The organism is Paraburkholderia sp. BCC1885 (genome assembly GCF_900996235.1).
Taxonomy (GTDB): domain Bacteria; phylum Pseudomonadota; class Gammaproteobacteria; order Burkholderiales; family Burkholderiaceae; genus Paraburkholderia.
The window spans coordinates 54,435-74,150 of record NZ_CAAJGM010000122.1 but is presented as its reverse complement, the minus strand read 5'-3'; the positions used below and the strand labels follow the sequence as shown (position 1 = coordinate 74,150).

The 19,716-nt window shown below is 64.3% G+C and carries 17 protein-coding genes; 12 read left to right on the top strand and 5 right to left on the bottom strand.

Annotated elements, in window-relative coordinates; all coding sequences use genetic code 11:
• Positions 1-163 precede the first annotated feature (163 nt).
• From argB to FQ755_RS13240, 7 genes are all read left to right on the top strand, one after another.
• Entirely contained in the window at positions 164-1,063 is a 900-nt protein-coding gene (argB, locus tag FQ755_RS13270; protein ID WP_144154843.1) for an acetylglutamate kinase, read from the top strand.
• 159 nt (positions 1,064-1,222) lie between these two features.
• Positions 1,223-2,023: a pyrimidine 5'-nucleotidase gene (locus tag FQ755_RS13265; RefSeq protein ID WP_144154841.1), complete on the top strand. Its 801-nt coding sequence runs from the start codon at positions 1,223-1,225 to the stop codon at positions 2,021-2,023.
• Positions 1,990-2,673, top strand: a complete 684-nt coding sequence (gene slmA, locus FQ755_RS13260; protein WP_144154839.1) for a nucleoid occlusion factor SlmA — start codon at positions 1,990-1,992, stop codon at positions 2,671-2,673. The genes FQ755_RS13265 and slmA overlap by 34 nt, the downstream gene beginning before the upstream one ends.
• Before the next feature lie 358 nt (positions 2,674-3,031).
• Complete coding sequence (locus FQ755_RS13255) at positions 3,032-4,177, top strand: homoserine O-acetyltransferase (RefSeq protein WP_144154837.1); 1,146 nt, start codon at positions 3,032-3,034, stop codon at positions 4,175-4,177.
• On the top strand, positions 4,174-4,782 hold the full coding sequence (gene metW, locus FQ755_RS13250) for a methionine biosynthesis protein MetW (RefSeq protein WP_144154835.1): 609 nt from the start codon (positions 4,174-4,176) through the stop codon (positions 4,780-4,782). Before FQ755_RS13255 ends, metW begins: the two co-directional genes overlap by 4 nt.
• A gap of 14 nt (positions 4,783-4,796) precedes the next feature.
• Complete coding sequence (locus FQ755_RS13245; protein WP_144154833.1) at positions 4,797-6,191, top strand: AmpG family muropeptide MFS transporter; 1,395 nt, start codon at positions 4,797-4,799, stop codon at positions 6,189-6,191.
• Between the two features lie 164 nt (positions 6,192-6,355).
• Positions 6,356-7,480, top strand: a complete 1,125-nt coding sequence (locus FQ755_RS13240; RefSeq protein WP_144154831.1) for a M48 family metallopeptidase — start codon at positions 6,356-6,358, stop codon at positions 7,478-7,480.
• Positions 7,481-7,539: 59 nt separating this feature from the next.
• On the opposite strand, the gene FQ755_RS13235 is transcribed toward FQ755_RS13240, so the two are convergent.
• The 5 genes from FQ755_RS13235 to gatC form a co-directional block, all read right to left on the bottom strand.
• The gene (locus FQ755_RS13235; RefSeq protein ID WP_144154829.1) at positions 7,540-8,319 is read right to left on the bottom strand and encodes an exodeoxyribonuclease III; all 780 of its coding nucleotides are present in this window, start codon (positions 8,317-8,319) and stop codon (positions 7,540-7,542) included.
• Positions 8,320-8,395: 76 nt separating this feature from the next.
• Positions 8,396-9,235: a PPK2 family polyphosphate kinase gene (locus FQ755_RS13230; RefSeq protein ID WP_144154827.1), complete on the bottom strand. Its 840-nt coding sequence runs from the start codon at positions 9,233-9,235 to the stop codon at positions 8,396-8,398.
• Between the two features lie 144 nt (positions 9,236-9,379).
• On the bottom strand, positions 9,380-10,855 hold the full coding sequence (gatB, locus tag FQ755_RS13225; RefSeq protein ID WP_144154825.1) for an Asp-tRNA(Asn)/Glu-tRNA(Gln) amidotransferase subunit GatB: 1,476 nt from the start codon (positions 10,853-10,855) through the stop codon (positions 9,380-9,382).
• 4 nt (positions 10,856-10,859) lie between these two features.
• Positions 10,860-12,359, bottom strand: a complete 1,500-nt coding sequence (gene gatA, locus FQ755_RS13220; RefSeq protein ID WP_144154823.1) for an Asp-tRNA(Asn)/Glu-tRNA(Gln) amidotransferase subunit GatA — start codon at positions 12,357-12,359, stop codon at positions 10,860-10,862.
• Positions 12,360-12,418: 59 nt separating this feature from the next.
• On the bottom strand, positions 12,419-12,718 hold the full coding sequence (gene gatC, locus FQ755_RS13215; RefSeq protein WP_144154821.1) for an Asp-tRNA(Asn)/Glu-tRNA(Gln) amidotransferase subunit GatC: 300 nt from the start codon (positions 12,716-12,718) through the stop codon (positions 12,419-12,421).
• Positions 12,719-13,095: 377 nt separating this feature from the next.
• Between gatC and FQ755_RS13210 the strand changes: the two genes are divergently transcribed.
• The 5 genes from FQ755_RS13210 to rodA all read left to right on the top strand — a co-directional run bounded on the left by FQ755_RS13210 (position 13,096) and on the right by rodA (position 19,713).
• Positions 13,096-14,139 carry a rod shape-determining protein gene (locus tag FQ755_RS13210; protein ID WP_004189550.1) on the top strand — a complete coding sequence of 348 codons (1,044 nt, stop codon included), beginning with the start codon at positions 13,096-13,098 and terminating at the stop codon, positions 14,137-14,139.
• 151 nt (positions 14,140-14,290) lie between these two features.
• The gene (gene mreC / locus FQ755_RS13205) at positions 14,291-15,472 is read left to right on the top strand and encodes a rod shape-determining protein MreC (protein WP_144154819.1); all 1,182 of its coding nucleotides are present in this window, start codon (positions 14,291-14,293) and stop codon (positions 15,470-15,472) included.
• Entirely contained in the window at positions 15,469-15,981 is a 513-nt protein-coding gene (gene mreD, locus FQ755_RS13200; RefSeq protein ID WP_144154816.1) for a rod shape-determining protein MreD, read from the top strand. Before mreC ends, mreD begins: the two co-directional genes overlap by 4 nt.
• A gap of 143 nt (positions 15,982-16,124) precedes the next feature.
• A complete protein-coding gene (mrdA, locus tag FQ755_RS13195) occupies positions 16,125-18,554 on the top strand; it encodes a penicillin-binding protein 2 (RefSeq protein WP_144154814.1) in 2,430 nt (809 codons plus the stop codon).
• Positions 18,555-18,564: 10 nt separating this feature from the next.
• Positions 18,565-19,713, top strand: coding sequence for a rod shape-determining protein RodA (gene rodA / locus FQ755_RS13190; RefSeq protein ID WP_144154812.1), 1,149 nt, complete (start codon positions 18,565-18,567; stop codon positions 19,711-19,713).
• Positions 19,714-19,716: the final 3 nt, after the last annotated feature.

Below are 19,716 nucleotides of genomic sequence, written 5' to 3'. Positions count from 1 at the left end.
CGCGCCCAGATCGCCTCATGAGTGGCGTGCGCGCAACGCCCATTGCGCACTGCGAAACCGCTGCGGCGCCCGGCGCCGTAACGCCTATGGAAAACCCTGTTGCAGCGCGCCAGTCCTGTACAATTCGCCGTGTTTCAACTGTTCCGTGCCGAGCCCTGCCGCCATGTCCGACATTCCCGACCTCTCGCAGATCGCCCCCACCCTGAAGGCCGAAATTCTGGCCGAGGCGCTGCCCTACATCAAGCAGTATCACGGCAAGACCGTGGTGATCAAATACGGCGGCAACGCAATGACCGAGGAGCGTCTGAAGCAAGGCTTCGCGCGCGACGTCATCCTGCTGAAGCTGGTCGGCATCAACCCGGTCATCGTGCACGGCGGCGGTCCGCAGATCGACCAGGCGCTCAAGAAGATCGGCAAGCAGGGCACCTTCATCCAGGGCATGCGCGTCACGGACGAAGAGACGATGGAAGTCGTCGAATGGGTGCTCGGCGGCGAAGTCCAGCAGGACATCGTCACGCTCATCAATCACTTCGGCGGTCACGCGGTGGGTCTCACCGGCAAGGACGGCGGCCTGATCCACGCCCGCAAACTGCTGATGCCGGACCGCGAGAATCCCGGCCAGTATGTCGACATCGGCCAGGTCGGCGAAGTCGAGGCGATCAATCCGGCGGTCGTGAAGGCACTTCAGGACGACGCGTTCATTCCGGTGATCTCGCCCATCGGTTTCGGCGAAGACGGCCTGTCGTACAACATCAACGCGGATCTGGTCGCGGGCAAGCTGGCGGTCGTGCTGAATGCCGAAAAGCTCGTCATGATGACCAACATCCCTGGCGTGATGGACAAGGAAGGCAATCTGCTCACCGACCTGTCCGCGCGCGAGATCGACGCGCTGTTCGCCGACGGCACCATCTCCGGCGGCATGCTGCCGAAAATCTCCTCCGCGCTCGACGCGGCGAAGAGCGGTGTGCGCTCGGTGCACATCATCGACGGCCGTATCGAACACTCGGTGCTGCTGGAAATCCTGACCGAACAGCCGTTCGGCACGATGATCCGCTCCCATTGAGCATGGCTTCCCGCGCGGCATGTCCTGTGGATGTGCCGCGCATGCCTGCTTCCGCTCGCTTCCCTTTTCTCCCTGCTGCACGCATGATGAACTGCGGGCATCCGCTCGTCCGTTCCATGCCGTGGCGGCGGCACCCGCTCCGGCCGGCTTCCGATCACCATGCGAACTTTCCCGTCCCGACACGCTAAACGCCGCCGGCCCCACATCGCGGGCGGCAGCTCGGTATGGCTGTTCGATCTCGACAACACGCTACATCACGCATCGCATTCCATCTTTCCCCAGATCAACCGGGCGATGACGCAGTACATCATCGATACGCTGCAGGTGGACCGCGACGAAGCCAACCGCCTGCGTGTCGGCTACACCGAGCGCTACGGCGCGACGCTGCTCGGTCTCGCGCGCCATACGCCAATCGACCCGCACGACTTCCTGAGGGTCGTGCACACATTCGCCGATCTGCCGTCGATGGTGCGCGGCGAGCGCGGCCTCGCGCGCCTCGTCGCCGCGCTGCCGGGCCGCAAGATCGTGCTGACCAACGCGCCGGAAAACTACGCGCGCGCGGTGCTGGCCGAGTTGCGCATCGAGCGGCTGTTCGAGCGCGTGATCGCCATCGAACACATGCGCGATCGGCGCGGCTGGCGCGCCAAGCCTGACGCCGGCATGCTGCGTCGAGCGATGCGCGATGCCCATGTGCCGCTCGCCGACGCCATCCTCGTCGAAGATACGCGCTCGCATCTGAAGAATTACCGGCGCCTCGGCATCCGCACCGTGTGGATCGTCGGTCATCTGCCGAGTCAGAAGCACCCGGATGGCGTTCCGGGCCGCTTGCCGGGCACTGGCCGGCCGCACTATGTCGACCAGCGCATCCGTTCGTTAAAATCACTCCGATTGGGCACCCGCTCAGTGCGACTGAAGGGACGACAGACATGCAACCGATCCACCGGCATGACGACGCTGTAGCCGAAGATCCGCCGGCCGCGGGCAGTCCTCGCGCGACCCGCCTGAAACCGGGCGAGCGCCGCGTGCTCATCCTCCAGACGCTGGCGGGCATGCTGGAGGCGCCGAAAAACGAAAAGATCACCACGGCGGCGCTCGCCGCGCGACTCGGCGTTTCCGAAGCCGCGCTGTACCGGCATTTCGCCAGCAAGGCGCAAATGTTCGAAGCCCTGATTGAATTCATCGAGCAATCCATCTTCGGGCTGATCAACCAGATCGCCGCGAAAGAACCCAATGGCGTGTTGCAGGCGCGCACCATCGCCTTGATGCTGCTCAACTTTTCCGCGAAAAATCCCGGCATGACGCGCGTGCTGACCTGCGAGGCGCTGGTGGGCGAGCACGAACGGCTGACCGAGCGCGTCAACCAGATGCTCGAACGGGTGGAAGCCTCGCTCAAGCAATGTCTGCGCATTGGCCTGATGGACGCCAATGTGCAGAATGAGGCCGCATCGCAGAATCCGGCCGTGCCGCTGCCCGCCGACTACGATCCCACCGTGCGCGCCAGTCTGCTGCTCAGCTATATCGTCGGCCGCTGGCACCGCTACGTGCGCAGCGGCTTCGCGCGCAATCCGGGTGAACACGCTGACGCCCAGTTGCGGCTGATTCTTCAGTAGTCCACGGCAGTCAGCCGTCTGGCCCGGCCGAGATCCCTCGCAGATTCCAGCCGAAATTCGGCAACATCGCGGCAACATTGCAGCCACATCTCAACCACCGCGCAGCCCGATTGCGGCCGCCCCGCCGTCCCGCGCGGCGTTGCCGCAGCGGATTTTCCGCTATACTTTGCGCCTGACTGTTGCCACCAACGGTCACAGACGCGCCGATTTGCTGACTCGATTGCGGGCGCGCGAACCTGCCGGAAGCTATTCCGGCGGTTCACTATAAATGCGGCTAAAGAGGTCGTCAGCCGCGCACATTGTCGTTCTCCGCGCTTTGCCGACACCCATTTAGCCGACCCTGTAGAAGGCGGAATGAATGGAATCGATCGGTATCGTCGCTCCCCAGAAAATGCATTTCTCCGAGCCGCTGCTCATGCAGAACGGCAGCTCGTTGGCCGGTTTCGACCTGATGGTCGAGACCTACGGCACGCTCAACGCCGCGCGCAGCAATGCCGTGCTGGTCTGTCACGCGCTCAACGCCTCGCATCACGTGGCGGGCGTCTACGCGGACGACCCGAAGAACGTCGGCTGGTGGGACAACATGGTGGGGCCCGGCAAGCCGCTCGACACCAATAAGTTCTTCGTGATCGGCGTGAACAATCTCGGTTCGTGTTTCGGTTCCACCGGCCCGATGAGCCTCAACCCGGCCACGGGCGTTCCGTATGGCGCGAGTTTTCCGGTGGTGACCGTCGAAGACTGGGTGAACGCGCAGACGCGCGTCGCCGACGCATTCGGCATCCAGCGTTTCGCCGCGGTGATGGGCGGCAGCCTCGGCGGCATGCAGGCGCTCGCGTGGAGCATGATGTATCCAGAGCGTGTCGCACATTGCATCGTGGTGGCGTCCACGCCGAAGCTCTCCGCGCAGAACATTGCCTTTAACGAAGTGGCGCGCTCGGCGATCCTCTCCGATCCCGATTTCCACGGCGGCAACTACTACGCGCACGGCGTGAAACCGAAACGCGGCTTGCGCGTGGCGCGCATGATCGGCCACATCACGTATCTCTCGGACGACGACATGGCCGAGAAATTCGGCCGCTCGCTGCGCCGCGCGGAAGGCGCCCTCGATGCCTACAACTTCAATTTCGACGTCGAGTTCGAAGTGGAATCGTACCTGCGCTATCAGGGCGACAAATTCGCCGATTATTTCGACGCCAACACCTATCTGCTGATCACCCGCGCGCTCGACTACTTCGATCCGGCCAAGGCCTTCGAAGGCGACCTGACGAAGGCGGTCGCGCATACGACGGCAAAATACCTGATCGCCAGCTTCACGACCGACTGGCGTTTCGCGCCGGCCCGCTCGCGCGAACTGGTAAAGGCGCTGCTCGACCACAAACGCACGGTGACCTACGCGGAAATCGACGCGCCGCACGGCCACGACGCCTTCCTGCTCGACGACGCGCGCTATCACAACCTGATGCGCGCCTACTACGAACGCATTGCCACCGAGGTGAACGCATGAACCAGCGCGCTCTCGATTATCTTGCGCTGCGGCCCGACTTCCGCGCCATCGCCCGCTGGGTCGAACCGCGCGCGACGGTGCTCGATCTGGGCTGCGGCGACGGCTCGCTGCTCTCGACGCTGACCGAGGAACTCGAAGTCTGCGGCTACGGCATCGAGATCAACGATGCCGGCGTGCTCGCCGCCACCAAAAACGGCGTCAACGTGATCCAGCAGAATCTGGAAGACGGCCTGCGCCTGTTCGAAGATGGCAGTTTCGACTTCGCCATTCTCTCGCAGACGCTGCAGACGATTCATCAGACCGCTGCGATCCTGCGCGAAACGGTGCGGGTCGGCAAGGAATGCATCGTCTCCTTTCCGAATTTCGGCTACTGGGCGCACCGCATTTCGGTGCTGCGCGGGCGCATGCCGGTGTCGAAATCGCTGCCGTATCAGTGGCACAACACGCCGAACGTGCGTGTGCTGACCATCAAGGATTTCGAGGCGCTGGCGCCCGAGGTAGGCATCAAGATTCTCGACCGCGTCGTCCTGCACGGCGGCCAGACGGTGCGCTGGGGCGAGAACTGGCGTGGTAGTCTTGCGGTCTATCGCGTCAAAAAAAGCTAACGTCACTCGCCCAAATGTCGAACCCGCCGCACGAGGCGCCCGCACTCACCGCTCACGTCGAACACACCGGCTGGCGCGCGTTTCTCAACACGCACATGCTGATCTGCGTCTTTCTCGGCTTCACGTCGGGATTGCCGCTCTTCACGCTCGTCTATCTGGTGCAGGCGTGGCTGCGCTCCGAGGGCGTCAATCTGAAGGAAATCGGCCTGTTTGCGCTGATCCAGTTTCCCTACACGTGGAAGTTCGTCTGGGCCCCGCTGATGGACCGCTACGTGCCGCGCCTGCCCGGCTGGCGGCCCGGCAGACGGCGCGGCTGGATGCTGGTCACGCAGATTCTGGTGGCGGGCGCGATCGCCACGCTCGGCTTTGTTTCGCCACGCGATTCAATCTGGACGGTGGCGGCGCTCACGGCGCTGGTGGCGTTTTTCGGCGCGAGCCAGGACATTTCCATCGATGCCTACCGGCGCGAACTGCTCACCGATACCGAGCAGGGTCTGGGCAACGCGGTGCATGTCAACGCTTACAAAATTGCGGCGCTGGTGCCTGGGTCACTGGCGCTGATCTTGTCCGACCATCTGCCGTGGACGACGGTGTTCATCGTCACGGCGGCGTTCATGGTGCCGGGCATGATCATGACGCTGGTGGTGCGCGAACCGGAAGTGCACGGCACGCCGCCGAAGAACCTGCGTGAAGCGATCGTCGAGCCGTTCCGCGAGTTCATCCTGCGCGACGGCTGGCGCGGCGCGCTGTTCGTGCTCGGCTTCATCTTTCTGTACAAGCTCGGCGACACGATGGCGACCAATCTGTCGACCTCGTTCTTTCTCGACATCGGCTATTCGCGCACGCAGATCGGCGTGATCGCCAAGACCACCGCGTTCGGCGCGAGCCTCGCGGGCGGGATCGTCGGCGGATTGTGGATGATGCGCATCGGCATCGGCCGCGGGCTGTGGGTGTTCGGCGTGCTGCAGATGGTGTCGACGCTCGGTTTTGCGTGGCTCGCGCACCTGGGGCCGGCGTCGCCGGGGCTCACGGCCATTTACGATTTCGCCGTATTCGTGAGCGAGGCGGTGACCAGGCTGCTCGCCGTCTTCGGCGTCGACTGGACCGTGCAGCTCGATCCGCGCTCGGTGGCGCTCGCGCTCGTCTACGGTCTCGAAACCTTCGCGACCGGCCTGACGATGGCGGCCTTCACCGCTTACATCGCCAGCACCACCGATCCACGTTATACCGCCACGCAGTTCGCGCTATTTACGAGTCTGGCGTCGGTGCCGCGCACCCTGGCATCGGCGGCGAGCGGGTTCGTGGTCGCGCAGATCGGCTGGTTCGATTACTTCCTCGCCTGTACCGCGCTGGCGCTGCCCGGCATGCTGCTGTTGCTGCGGATCGCGCCGTGGAGGTTGCGGTCGTGAGCGGGCTCTCGGCGGCACGGCTTGCGGGGGCCTGGGAGGCGCCGCGGCGGGTTGCGGGCCTGGCAAGGCACGTGATACGGCGGGCGACGCGCGCGGCGCTGCATACGGCACTGCATACGGCGTTCGTGCGCGTGCTTGCAGTGGTTCTGGCTCTCGCCGGCGGTATGCTCCCCCCCCTCTTGAACGACGCCTACGCGGCCGCAGCGCCCACGGCGCCGACCGGCGCAAGCGCGAGCACCAATGCCGGCGCGCCCACCACCCCGCCCGCGCCGACGAGTACGGCGACAGCCAGATCAGCGCCGGCCGCCGCGCCTGCGGACACCCCATCCGGGGCGACGTCGAATGCGACGAGCGGCGCCAACTCCGGCAAGAACCCCGCAGCGCCCACAGCCGGGACCAGCGCGCCCAACGCCGCGGCACCCACGGCCACCTCCAGCCCTGCCGCATCGCAAGGTCCGCCGCCCTATACCCCGCCCCCTCAGCAACTGCGGTTCGGCAGCTACGCGGTGTTCCGCAATCTGATTCCTTCGCCGGCACTGGAAGCCCAGGCCGCCGAGGAATTCGAACAGATCGTCTACGGCGCGCAACACGCCGACCGCCTTTATCCCGATACCGACGCCCGCGTGATTCGCGTGCAATCGATCGTCGACAAACTGATTCCGTATTCGCTGAAGTGGAACGAGCGGGCGAAGAACTGGAAGTGGGCAATCGCGGTGATCCGCTCGCCGGACATCCGCATGTATTGTCTGCCGGGCGGCAAGATCGTGATCTACAGCGGCATTCTCGACCGCGTGCATCTGAACGATAGCGAGCTGGCGATGCTGCTCGGCCACGAGATCGCACACGCGCTGCGCGAGCACGCCCGCGAGCGGCTCGGCCAGCAGCAGGCGGCGCAACTCGATTCGTCCGGCACGATTCCGCAGCTATTCGGTCTGGCCGATCTGGGCGCCACGGTGCTCGGCATCGGCTCGCAACTGCTGGAGATGAAATACACGCCCACGGACGAAACCGAAGCCGACGTGATCGGCAGCGATATCGCTTCGCGCGCCGGCTACGATCCACGCGCCGCGATCACGCTATGGGACAAGCTGGCGGCGGCCACGCACAGCAACCGCAGCGACGGCTATGTCTACGTCCATCCGTACACGCCGGCGCGCCGTCAGGACATCGTGAAACGGCTGCCGGACATGCTGCAGTTGTACGCGAAAGCAATCGGCAAGACCGTGGACCAGTTGCCCGACTATGCGGGCATCGGCCGCCCCCGGCGTGCGCCAGTGCGCGGCGACTGAAGCACCGCCTGAAGCACCTTTGGCCGCAGCAAACCACCTCGGCCGTTCCCGATAGCGGCTTACTTCTTGACCTTATGGTCGTAATCGACCGTCAGCGGCGCGTGATCGCTGAACTTGATGTCGCGGAACACGTCGGTGCGCTTCGCCTTGGCGGCAATGCCCGGCGTCGCGATCTGATAATCGATCCGCCACCCGACGTTCTTCGCATACGCCTGCCCACGATTGCTCCACCACGTGTACTGCTCGGGACGTTGATCCAGAGTACGGAACACGTCCACATAACCCACTTCGTCGAACAGCGTGTCGAGCCACGCGCGTTCTTCCGGCAGGCAACCTGAGTTCTTCTGGTTGCTCTTCCAGTTCTTGATGTCGATTTCCTTGTGGACGATGTTGACGTCGCCGCACACGATCACTTCGCGCTCCTTGCCGAGTTCGGCGAGGTGCGGCATGAACTCGTCCATGAAGCGGAATTTGGCCTGCTGACGTTCCTCGCCGCTGGAGCCCGACGGCACATACACCGACACCACCGACAGCTTGCCAAAGCGCAATTCGACATAGCGTCCTTCCGGATCGAACTCCTCGCTGCCGAAGCCGATCACCACTTCGTCCGGCTCGTGACGCGTATAGACCCCCGCGCCGCTATAACCCTTCTTCACCGCGTGCTGAAAATAGCCGGTGAAGTTGTGCGGCGCGAGAAACTCGGGGGTCATGTCGTCCTGCGAGCATTTGATTTCCTGCACGCACAGAATGTCGGCCTTCTGTTCACCAAACCATTCGAAAAAGCCCTTTTTTGCCGCCGAGCGGATGCCGTTCAGGTTGGCGGTAATCACACGCAACATGTCGTTCCTTTGATTGACCGGTTGTTGATTGATGGCCGGCGTTCGGGCTCCGCGCGGAGCACAAACGCCGCTCACGTCATTCGACTTTCACGCCCTTGAGCGACTCCTTCGCGGGCGGATATTCGAGCTTCAGACCTTCGAAAACTCGCAGCAGCAGCTCGGCCACCATCACGTTGCGATGGGTTTTCGAATCGGCCGGAATGATGTACCACGGCGCGTAAGGCGTCGAAGTCGCCGCCAGGGCGTCGTGATACGCGTCTTGATACTGATCCCATTGCTTGCGCGCCTCCAGGTCGGAGACGTCGAATTTCCAGTGCTTGGTGGGGTCGTCGATACGAGCCTGCAGCCGCGCACGCTGCTCGTCCTTCGAAATGTGCAGCATGCATTTGATGATGGTCGCGCCGTTCTCCGCCAGCAGCGCCTCGAATTCGCGGATCTGCCGGTAACGCTGCGCGCAGGCGCTCTTGTCCAGTTGACCGAGCACGACCGGCACCAGCACGTCTTCATAGTGGCTGCGGTTGAAGACCGTCAGCTCGCCGGCGGCCGGGGCCTGCGAATGCACGCGCCACAGAAAGTCGTGCGCGAGCTCGGTGGGCGTGGGCGCCTTGAACGGCACGATGCGCAGGCCGAGCGGATCGACTTCGTGAAACACCGCGCGCACCGTGCCGTCCTTGCCGCTGGTGTCCATGCCTTGCAGCACCAGCAGAACGCGCTGCACACGCTGGGCGTGCAGGCATTCCTGCAACGCGTCGAGCCGCGCGCCGACCTCGGCAAGCCGCTCGCGATCGCCGTCTTTCGAACCCGCCGAAAATGGCTTCGCGGCAGGGTCGAAATCGGCGAGCGAGAATTTGGCAATCTTCTTTTCGTCGTCGAAATACGGCACGCGGAAATCGTCGAGTTCGGGCTTTTTCGCCATGCAGTGTCTCCAGTGTCCGCCCGGTTTCGGCGTCGGCAAAACGAAACGGGCCGCTGCCCTACTTGCGTGCGGCAACAGCCCGTCGGAACCGTGGCGCGAGCCTCACTCAGGCGCGCGCCGCGACAATCGCGTTACATCGTTTGTTCAGGACAGCTTCTTCTTCAGCAGTTCATTGACCTGCTGCGGATTGGCCTTGCCCTTGGTGGCCTTCATTGCCTGGCCGATCAGCGCATTGAACGCCTTTTCCTTGCCGGCGCGGAATTCCTCGACCGACTTCTGGTTGGCCGCGAGCACCGCGTCGATGATCGCTTCCAGTTCGCCGGTGTCCGAAATCTGCTTGAGGCCCTTCGCTTCGATGATGCGATCGGCGGCGGCTTCGTCCGTGGCTTTTTCGTCCCAGATGGCGACGAAAATTTCCTTCGCGATCTTGTTCGAAATCGTACCGTCGGCGATGCGTTGCAGCAGCAGCGCAAGCTGGCTCGCGGAGACCGGGCTGTCGGCGATGTCGAGACCTTCGCGGTTCAGCAGCGACGACACCTCGCCCATCATCCAGTTTGCCGCCACCTTGGCCTGCGCGGCGCCGGCTTTCGCCACCACCGCTTCGTAGTACGCGGCCATGGCCTTGCTCGAGGTCAGCACGACCGCGTCGTAGGGCGAGAGGCCGTACTGGTCCACGAGACGCTGCTGGATCGCGACGGGCAGCTCGGGCATCTCGGCCTTCACGCCCTCGACCCACGCCGGATCGATCACCAGCGGCATCAGGTCTGGGTCGGGGAAATAGCGGTAATCGTGTGCGTCTTCCTTGCTGCGCATCGAACGCGTTTCGCGCTTGTCCGGATCGTAGAGACGCGTTTCCTGCACCACCGTGCCGCCGTCTTCGATCAGCTCGATCTGACGGCGCACTTCGTACTGAATGGCCTCTTCGAGAAAGCGGAACGAGTTCAGGTTCTTGATCTCGGCGCGCGTACCAAACTCCACCTGCCCGACCGGCCGCACCGACACGTTCGCGTCGCAGCGGAACGAGCCTTCCTGCATGTTGCCATCGCAGATGCCGAGCCACGTGACGAGCGTGTGCAGCGTCTTCGCATACGCCACGGCTTCGGCGGCGCTACGCATTTCCGGCTCGGTGACGATTTCGAGCAGCGGCGTACCGGCGCGGTTCAGGTCGATGCCGGTCATGCCCGCGAAGTCTTCGTGCAGCGACTTGCCCGCGTCTTCTTCCAGATGGGCGCGCGTCAGATTGATGGTCTTGACGTAGGCTTCCTTACCGGTTTTCTCGTTGGCCGGCACCTGGATCGTGACCGTGCCGCCCTGCACCACCGGAATTTCGTACTGGCTGATCTGATAGCCCTTCGGCAGATCGGGGTAGAAATAATTCTTGCGCGCGAAAATGCTGCGCGGCGCGATGGTCGCGCCAATCGCAAGACCGAATTCGATGGCGCGCTGCACGGCGCCGCGGTTCATCACCGGCAGCGATCCCGGCAAGGCCAGATCCACGGGGCACGCCTGCGTGTTGGGCTCAGCGCCGAACTGCGTGGCGGCCCCCGAGAAAATCTTCGAGACGGTCGACAGTTGCGTGTGCGTCTCGAGACCTATTACGACTTCCCATTGTTGGGTCATGTGTTCACACTCCTGCCGGTGCCTGGCGATGCCAGTCGGTTGCGCGCTGGAACGCATCCGCAACCTGCAGCATGCGGGCTTCGTTGAAATAGTTGCCGATGATCTGCAGTCCGACCGGACGCTGCGCATTCGTGCCCGCGCCGAAGCCGCACGGCACGCTCATGCCCGGCAAACCGGCGAGGCTCACCGACAGCGTGTAGATGTCGGCCAGATACATCTGCACCGGATCGTCGCCCTTGGCACCCAGATCCCACGCCACCGACGGCGCCACCGGCCCCATGATGACGTCGCACTGCTTGAATGCTTCCTGGAAGTCTTGCGCGATGATGCGGCGAATCTTCTGCGCCTGCAGGTAATACGCGTCGTAATAGCCGTGCGACAGCACGTAAGCGCCCACCAGAATGCGCCGCTTCACCTCCGGGCCGAAGCCTTCGGCGCGCGACTTCTTGTACATGTCGAGCAGATCGCGGTACTCGGCGGCACGGTGGCCGTAGCGCACGCCGTCAAAACGCGACAGGTTCGACGAGGCTTCCGCCGGTGCGATCACGTAGTACACCGGAATCGACAGCTCGGTCTTCGGCAGCGACACCTCGACCAGCGTGGCGCCGAGGGCTTCGTATTGCTTCAGTGCAGCATCGATGGCGGCGCGCACGTCGTCCGCGAGGCCGGCGCCGAAGTACTCCTTCGGCAGGCCGATGCGCAGGCCGGCGAGCGGCTTGCCTGCCGCGCTGGCGGTGCTGTCGGCCGACCAGTTCTGGCCGAGATGGCGCGTGTAGTCTTCATCGTCGCGCACGAGGCTGGTCGAATCGCGCTCGTCGAAACCATGCATGGCGTTGAGCAGCAGCGCGCAGTCCGCGGCGCTTTGCGCGAGCGGGCCGCCCTGATCCAGCGACGAGGCGAACGCGATCATGCCGTAGCGCGATACGCGGCCATAGGTGGGCTTGATGCCCGTAATGCCCGAAAACGAAGCCGGCTGACGGATCGAGCCGCCGGTGTCCGTGCCGGTCGCAGCGGGCGCAAGACGCGCGGCCACGGCCGCTGCGGAGCCGCCGGACGAGCCGCCCGGCACCGCCTTCGTGTCCCACGGATTCTGCACCGGGCCGAAGTACGAATTTTCATTGGACGAGCCCATCGCGAACTCGTCCATGTTGGTCTTGCCGACGCACACCATGCCGGCGCGATTCAGGCGCTCGACCACCGTCGCATCGAACGGGCTCGTGTAATTGGCGAGCATTTTCGAGCCGGCGGTGGAGCGCCAGCCGCGCGTCACGAACACGTCTTTGTGGGCGATCGGCAGGCCGACCAGCGGGCCGGCGTGGCCGGTGTGCAGCAGCGCGTCGGCGGCTTTGGCCTGCTCGAGCGTGAGATCGGCGTCGACCTGGATGAAGGCGTTCAGGCTCTTGCCCGCTTCGATCCGCTTCAGATAGAGCTGCGCCAGTTCGACTGCCGAGCATTCCTTCGCAGCGAGGGCGGCCCGCAGTTCGGTCAAGCTTTTTTCATGCATTGCGTTTTTCCTGAAGGAGGCGGCAGCGCGGCGAGCGGCTCGCGCACCGGCCCCGTGTTTTATTCAATGACCTTCGGCACCAGGTACAAACCCTCCTGCACTGCTGGCGCGGGACGCTGGAAATCGTCGCGGCGGACGATTTCGGTCACGGCGTCGTCGCGCAAACGCAGTGCAACGTCCTCGATCTGCTCGATCGGGTGGGCGAGCGGTTCAATGCCGCGGGTATCGACAGCCTGCATCTGCTCGACGAGGCCGAAGAAATCGTTGAGCTGGACAAGCGTATGCTCGGCTTCGGCGTCGGCCAGTTCGAGCCGCGCAAGATGCGCGATGCGCTTAACATCGGTCAGGTTCAGAGCCATGCGGTCACCGGAAAATGTAGCGAACTGTCACAGGGCGGAAAACAAAGCTGTAACAGAGGGTTACGACACAGGAGGAGGCCCTCGAAAAAGGGGCCAGCGGTGGCAAAAAGTGCCATCCGTTTCCTTCAAATCATCCAAAATTATAAGGTATCATTACGCGTTCGACCCAAACCCGGACCGACTTACCAAGGGCTTTCTGATCATTTGCCGTAAATGATTCAGAGATAAGTGCCCGACCTTGTTCCGGCCTCCGGTAGATTCCCTCGCAGCTTCAGGCCTCTGTGGCGCAGCATCCGCCCGGTTGAAGCTGTTATTTTTTCCGCTGCCGCCCTGCGCATTCTTTGCGAGGCACGGCCCCAAGCGAGACAGGATTTTGAATGTTCGGTTTTCTGCGCAGCTACTTCTCCAACGACCTGGCGATTGACCTCGGAACCGCCAACACGCTCATCTACATGCGCGGCAAAGGCATCGTTCTCGACGAACCGTCAGTGGTGTCCATCCGCCAGGAAGGCGGTCCCAACGGCAAGAAGACTATCCAGGCAGTCGGCAAGGAAGCCAAGCAGATGCTTGGCAAGGTGCCGGGCAACATCGAGGCCATCCGGCCAATGAAGGACGGCGTGATCGCCGACTTCACCGTCACCGAGCAGATGATCAAGCAGTTCATCAAGACAGCTCACGAATCGCGCATGTTCTCGCCGTCGCCGCGCATCATCATCTGCGTGCCGTGCGGTTCGACCCAGGTCGAACGCCGCGCCATCAAGGAAGCGGCTCACGGCGCCGGCGCCTCGCAGGTTTATCTCATCGAAGAACCGATGGCCGCGGCCATCGGCGCCGGCCTGCCGGTTTCGGAAGCCACCGGCTCGATGGTGGTGGACATCGGCGGCGGCACGACGGAAGTCGGCGTGATCTCGCTCGGCGGCATCGTCTACAAGGGTTCGGTGCGCGTCGGCGGCGACAAGTTCGACGAAGCCATCGTCAACTACATCCGCCGCAACTACGGCATGCTGATCGGCGAGCAAACCGCTGAAGCCATCAAGAAGGAAATCGGCTCCGCGTTCCCGGGCTCGGAAGTCAAGGAAATGGAAGTGAAGGGCCGCAACCTGTCGGAAGGCATTCCGCGCAGCTTCACGATCTCCAGCAACGAAATCCTCGAAGCCCTCACCGACCCGCTGAACCAGATCGTCTCGTCGGTGAAGATCGCGCTTGAACAAACGCCGCCGGAACTCGGCGCCGACATCGCCGAGCGCGGCATGATGTTGACGGGCGGCGGCGCACTGCTGCGCGACCTGGATCGTCTGCTCGCCGAAGAAACCGGCCTGCCGGTGCTCGTTGCCGAAGATCCGCTGACGTGCGTCGTGCGTGGCTCGGGCATGGCGCTCGAGCGCATGGACAAGCTCGGCAGCATCTTCTCGTACGAGTAAGCGAGAGCCCATCTCCATGTCAGCAGCGCGGATCGGACGGCCAGCCTTGTTCGGGGCGGCCTGTCCTGGGCTGGTTCAGCCAGCCCCCGCGCGCTGAGCGCGCGTTTTCGCGCCGAAGTCAGACCAACCGCTCACGCCCCCGGCGCCGACCATGGAATACAGTCCGCCGCCTCTGTTCAAGCAAGGCCCTTCCGCACTCGCACGGCTGATTTTCTTCGTGCTGCTGGCGCTCGCCCTGCTCATTTCGGATGCGCGCTTCAAGACGCTCGAGATCGTCCGTGGCGTGCTCGGCGCGGGCCTGTATCCGCTGCAGCGCGCCGCGCTCGTGCCGCGCGACATCATCGTGGGCGCGGCGGATCTGGCTGTCACCGGCGCCACGCTGCGCGGTGAGAACGACGTGCTGCGCAAGAAAAACCTGCAACTCTCGCTGCAAGCCAATACGGCCTCCGAAGTCACCGCCGAGAACGAACATCTGCGTTCGCTGTTGCAACTCTCGCAACGCATGACCACACAATCGACCCCTGCCGAAATTCAATACGACACGCGCGACCCGTTCACGCAGAAGGTCATCATTGGCCGCGGCACGCAGCAAGGCATCCAGAACGGCTCGCCGGTCGTCAACGAAGACGGTGTGATCGGCCAGGTCACGCGCGTGTTTCCGATGCAGGCGGAAGTCACGCTGCTGACCGACAAGGACCAGGCCGTGCCGGTGCAGGTGGTGCGCACGGGCCTGCGCAGCGTGATTTACGGCACACCGAAGGGCGACACGCTCGACCTGCGTTTCGTGCCGATCAGCGCAGACCTGCAGACCGGCGACGAACTCGTGACGAGCGGCCTCGACGGCACCTATCCGCCAGGCTTGCCGGTGGCCAGGGTGGTGCGTGTCGACAAGCAGGCGGACACCGCCTTCGCGCGCGTGGTGTGCCTGCCGGTGGCGCCGGTGCGCGGCGCGCGGCAATTGCTGGTGCTGCACTATCAGAACGTCGTGCCGCCGCGCCCAGCCGACGAACCGGACGCCGCCAGTTCGGCGAAAGAAGCGAAGGCGAGGAAGGGCGCGAAACCCGCCGAGAAGTCCACGGATAAAAACGCCAAGGCTGCTGCCCCGGCGTCCACGGCAGCCGCAGGCGCGGCGGCTAAACCAGCTCCGGCCTCAGCCGCCAAGGCCGCCGCGGCCTCCGCAGCAAAGCCGGCTTCCGCGGGCGCGGAAACCAGGAGCACCGAGAAGAAGCAGGCCCGTGAGAAGAAAGCGGCGGCCGAACGGCTGAACGCCATTCGGGCCGCCACCGGCCGCCCCGCCTCCGGCTCGCCGGCCGCGCAGGGAGGCGATCAATGAACCGCCCGCAATACATCCTGCAGCCGGTCAATCCGTACTTCATCGCCTTTAGCCTCGCGGCCGGCTTCCTGCTGAACCTGATGCCGTGGGGACGCCTGATCGGCGTGCCTGACTTCGTGGCGCTCGTGCTGCTGTTCTGGAACGTGCACCAGCCGCGCAAGGTCGGCATGGGCATCGCGTTTCTGCTCGGCATTTTGATGGACGTGCACAATGCCAGTCTGCTCGGCGAGCATGCGTTGGCGTATACGCTGCTGTCCTACGGCGCGATCACGATTCACCGGCGCGTCCTGTGGATGCCGATGGGCGTGCAAACCTTCGCCGTCATGCCGCTGTTCGTGATCGCGCAACTGGTGCCATTTGTGATCCGGCTGCTGATGGGCGCCGCGTTTCCCGGCTGGGGTTACCTGATCGACGGGTTCGTCGAAGCGGCCCTGTGGCCCGTTGCAAGCGTGCTGCTGCTGATGCCGCAGCGCCGTCCGGCGGACCCGGACGATACCCGTCCCATTTAGCGCAGTGCACGCACCGAGCCCCGCCTTGAAGCCGCAAAACACGCGCTCTCCCGGATGGCCCGGTCCGCACCGCCCTCGCCTCCCGGCCACGGCCGGCAGGCCACTCAACGATGACGGCCGCCTCGCGGCCTTTTAAGCAAAGCATGGCAGCCGAATTCAAGGACACTCAACAACAGCTCTCGAAGTTCCGTCTGCGGGTCGCGGCGGCGGGCCTGTTCGTGTTCGTCTGCTTCGGGCTGATCGTGTTCCGTTTCCTGTTCCTGCAGGTTTGGCACTACAGCAAGTATTCGCTGCAGGCCGACGAGAACCGCATCTCGGTGGCGCCCATCGTGCCCAACCGCGGCATCATCACGGACCGTAACGGCGTCGTGCTGGCAAAGAACTACTCCGCCTACACGCTGGAAATCACGCCTTCGAAGCTCAACGACACGCTCGACAACGTGATCGACAACCTCGCGACCGTCATCACCATCGACGCGCGCGACCGGCGCAACTTCAAGAAGCTGCAGGAGGACTCGAAGAACTTCGAGAGCCTGCCGATCCGCACTCGCCTCACCGACGACGAAGTCGCGCGCTTCACGGCGCAGCGCTTCCGCTTTCCCGGCGTCGAAGTGCGCGCGCGGCTGTTCCGTCAGTATCCGCTGGGGCCGACGGCGGCGCACGTGATCGGCTATATCGGGCGGATTTCGCAGCGCGATCAGGACCGCATCGACGAAGCCAGCGACCAGAACGACAGCGATCCCGATCACTACGATCCGCGCCTCGACGCCAACAACTACAAGGGCACCGACTACATCGGCAAGATCGGCGTGGAGCAAAGCTACGAGACGGAACTGCACGGCCAGACCGGCTTCGAGGAAGTCGAAGTGACGGCCGGCGGCCGGCCCGTGCGGACCTTGTCGCGTACTCAGGCGACGCCGGGCAACAACCTCGTGCTGTCGCTCGACATCGGTTTGCAGCAGGTCGCCGAACAGGCCTTCGCGGGCAAGCGCGGCGCGCTGGTGGCAATCGAACCGTCGAGCGGCGACGTGCTCGCGTTCGTGTCGGCGCCGAGCTTCGATCCGAATTCGTTCGTTGACGGCATCGACCAGCAGACCTGGGACGATCTGAACAACTCGCCCGACCACCCGTTGCTGAACCGCCCGCTGCACGGCACCTATCCGCCCGGCTCGACGTACAAGCCGTTCATGGCGCTCGCCGCGCTGACGCTGCATAAGCGCACGCCCGGCTGGGGCTTCCAGGATCCAGGCTTCTATACGTTCGGCGGCCACACGTTCCGCAACGACGTGCGCTCGGGTCAGGGCTGGGTGGACATGAACCGCGCCATCGTGGTGTCGAACGACACGTACTTCTACATGCTTGCCCATGACCTCGGCGTCAACAATATCGCCAACTTCATGAAGCCGTGGGGCTTCGGCCAGATCACCGGCATCGACATTGCCGGCGAGGCGAGGGGCATCCTGCCGTCCACCGAATGGAAGCGCAAGGCCTACCGCAAGCCCGAACAGCAGCGCTGGTACGAGGGCGAGACCATCAGCCTCGGCATCGGCCAGGGCTACAACTCGTTCACCATCCTGCAGCTTGCGCACGCGGTCGCCACGCTCGCCAACAACGGCGTCGTGATGAAGCCTCACCTGGTGAAGGAAATCGAAAATCCGATCACCAAGGACACACGCCTGACCGTGCCGAAGGACGACGGCCGCATCAACGTCGCGCAGTCGGATATCGACATCATCAAGCGGGCGATGGTCGGCGTGGTCACCAACGGCACGGCGTCGAAGCTCTTCATTGGCGCGCCGTATCAGGCGGCCGGCAAGACCGGTACGGCTCAGGTGTATTCGCTGCAGGGCGCCAACTACAAGGGTCACGCGGTGGCCGAAAACCTGCGCGACCACGCGCTCTTCATCGCGTTTGCGCCGGCGGAGAATCCGAAGATCGCGCTCGCGCTGATCGTCGAAAACGGCGGCTGGGGCGCGGAAGCGGCCGGCCCGATCGCGCGCCATGTGCTCGACTACTACCTCGTCGACCGGCAGAAGCCGGGCGCGGAAGCGGCGGCGGTTGCGGCGGCGGCATCGGCCACTACCGAATCATCGGCGCCGGTGATCGGCGTAGCGCCGACGACGCCGGCGGCGTCCGCGGTCGAGATCACGCAGCCGGCATCGGTCGCGGCGGGTTTTACCGCGTTGCCGATGCCGGGCGCGGCGTCGAATGCGGCCGGCGCATCGGCTCCGGCTCCGGCGTCGGCTGCTTCGGACGCGGCGCCTGTGCCTGCGGCGCCCACCGGTCCTGTCGTGGCAGCGCCGGACGCGAAACCAGCGGCGGCGGCCAGGGCAACCACGCCGCACACCAACAAGGCGGCTACGACCGGCGACGCTTCGGCTCCCGTCGTCGCCACCACCGTGCAGGCCGACCCTGCCTCGGCGCCGGAGAAAACCCCCGCGCCGCGCAAATCCGCTCCACGCCATCCGCGTCCGGCCAGCGACGCGGCGCCCACCGCCGCTGCGCCGTCGCGCGACGACAGCATTCAGCCCGCGTCACCCCGCCAGCCGGTTTCCGGCGGCATCGACGAGTAAGGAGAAAGGCATGCAAATCGACAAGCGCGCCTGGCTCGATCGCATCAAGAAGATGTTCATCGGCTTCGACCGCCCGCTCGCGCTGGCGGTGTTTCTGCTGATGTGCGTCGGCATCGTCACGCTCTACAGCGCCACGCTCGACATGCCGGGCAAGGTAGAAGACCAGTTGCGCAACATCATGCTGACCTTCGTGCTGATGTGGGCGCTCGCCAATGTCCCGCCCACCACGCTGATGCGCTTCGCGGTGCCGCTCTATACCTTCGGCGTCGCGCTGCTGGTGGCGGTGGCGCTATTCGGCCTCACGCGCAAAGGGGCCAAGCGCTGGATCAACGTCGGCGTGGTGATCCAGCCGTCGGAGATCATGAAGATCGCCACGCCGCTGATGCTGGCGTGGTACTACCAGCGCCGCGAAGGCGTGATGCGCTGGTACGACTTTCTGGTGGGCCTCGTCATTCTCGCCGTGCCGGTCGGACTGATCGCGAAGCAGCCGGACCTCGGCACGGCGGTGCTGGTATTCGCAGCAGGTCTGTTCGTCATCTATTTCGCGGGCCTGAGTTTCAAACTGATCGTGCCGGTGCTGGCGGCGGCGGCGATTGCGGTCACTTCGATTGCGGTGTTTCAGGACAAGATCTGTCAGCCCGAAGTGCAGTGGCCTCTGATGCACGATTACCAGAAGCACCGTATCTGCACCTTGCTCGACCCCACGTCCGATCCGCTCGGCAAGGGCTTCCACACCATCCAGGCGGTGATTGCGATCGGCTCCGGCGGTCCGCTCGGCAAGGGCTGGCTGAAGGGCACCCAGGCTCACCTGGAATTCATCCCCGAGAAGCACACCGACTTTATTTTCGCGGTGTTTTCCGAGGAGTTCGGGCTCGCCGGCGGGGTGGTGCTGCTGTTCCTGTATATGTGCCTGATAGCACGCGGGCTCTATATCGCCGCGAACGGGGCGACCCTCTTTGGCCGATTATTGGCCGGCTCGCTGACCATGGCCTTTTTCACCTACGCGTTCGTCAATATCGGCATGGTGAGCGGGATCTTGCCGGTGGTCGGCGTGCCGTTGCCATTCATGAGTTATGGAGGCACGGCGCTGATTACGCTCGGCGTCGCGACGGGCCTGATCATGAGCGTCGGGCGGCAGAAGCGGCTCATGCAGAGTTGATGC

Bases quoted from the DNA above. Each gene is read 5' to 3' on its own strand.
- argB (WP_144154843.1), top strand. From the start codon at position 164: ATGTCCGACATTCCCGACCTCTCGCAGATCGCCCCCACCCTGAAGGCC.
- FQ755_RS13265 (WP_144154841.1), top strand. From the start codon at position 1,223: ATGCGAACTTTCCCGTCCCGACACGCTAAACGCCGCCGGCCCCACATC.
- slmA (WP_144154839.1), top strand. From the start codon at position 1,990: ATGCAACCGATCCACCGGCATGACGACGCTGTAGCCGAAGATCCGCCG.
- FQ755_RS13255 (WP_144154837.1), top strand. From the start codon at position 3,032: ATGGAATCGATCGGTATCGTCGCTCCCCAGAAAATGCATTTCTCCGAG.
- metW (WP_144154835.1), top strand. From the start codon at position 4,174: ATGAACCAGCGCGCTCTCGATTATCTTGCGCTGCGGCCCGACTTCCGC.
- FQ755_RS13245 (WP_144154833.1), top strand. From the start codon at position 4,797: ATGTCGAACCCGCCGCACGAGGCGCCCGCACTCACCGCTCACGTCGAA.
- FQ755_RS13240 (WP_144154831.1), top strand. From the start codon at position 6,356: ATGCTCCCCCCCCTCTTGAACGACGCCTACGCGGCCGCAGCGCCCACG.
- FQ755_RS13235 (WP_144154829.1), bottom strand. From the start codon at position 8,319: ATGTTGCGTGTGATTACCGCCAACCTGAACGGCATCCGCTCGGCGGCA.
- FQ755_RS13230 (WP_144154827.1), bottom strand. From the start codon at position 9,235: ATGGCGAAAAAGCCCGAACTCGACGATTTCCGCGTGCCGTATTTCGAC.
- gatB (WP_144154825.1), bottom strand. From the start codon at position 10,855: ATGACCCAACAATGGGAAGTCGTAATAGGTCTCGAGACGCACACGCAA.
- gatA (WP_144154823.1), bottom strand. From the start codon at position 12,359: ATGCATGAAAAAAGCTTGACCGAACTGCGGGCCGCCCTCGCTGCGAAG.
- gatC (WP_144154821.1), bottom strand. From the start codon at position 12,718: ATGGCTCTGAACCTGACCGATGTTAAGCGCATCGCGCATCTTGCGCGG.
- FQ755_RS13210 (WP_004189550.1), top strand. From the start codon at position 13,096: ATGTTCGGTTTTCTGCGCAGCTACTTCTCCAACGACCTGGCGATTGAC.
- mreC (WP_144154819.1), top strand. From the start codon at position 14,291: ATGGAATACAGTCCGCCGCCTCTGTTCAAGCAAGGCCCTTCCGCACTC.
- mreD (WP_144154816.1), top strand. From the start codon at position 15,469: ATGAACCGCCCGCAATACATCCTGCAGCCGGTCAATCCGTACTTCATC.
- mrdA (WP_144154814.1), top strand. From the start codon at position 16,125: ATGGCAGCCGAATTCAAGGACACTCAACAACAGCTCTCGAAGTTCCGT.
- rodA (WP_144154812.1), top strand. From the start codon at position 18,565: ATGCAAATCGACAAGCGCGCCTGGCTCGATCGCATCAAGAAGATGTTC.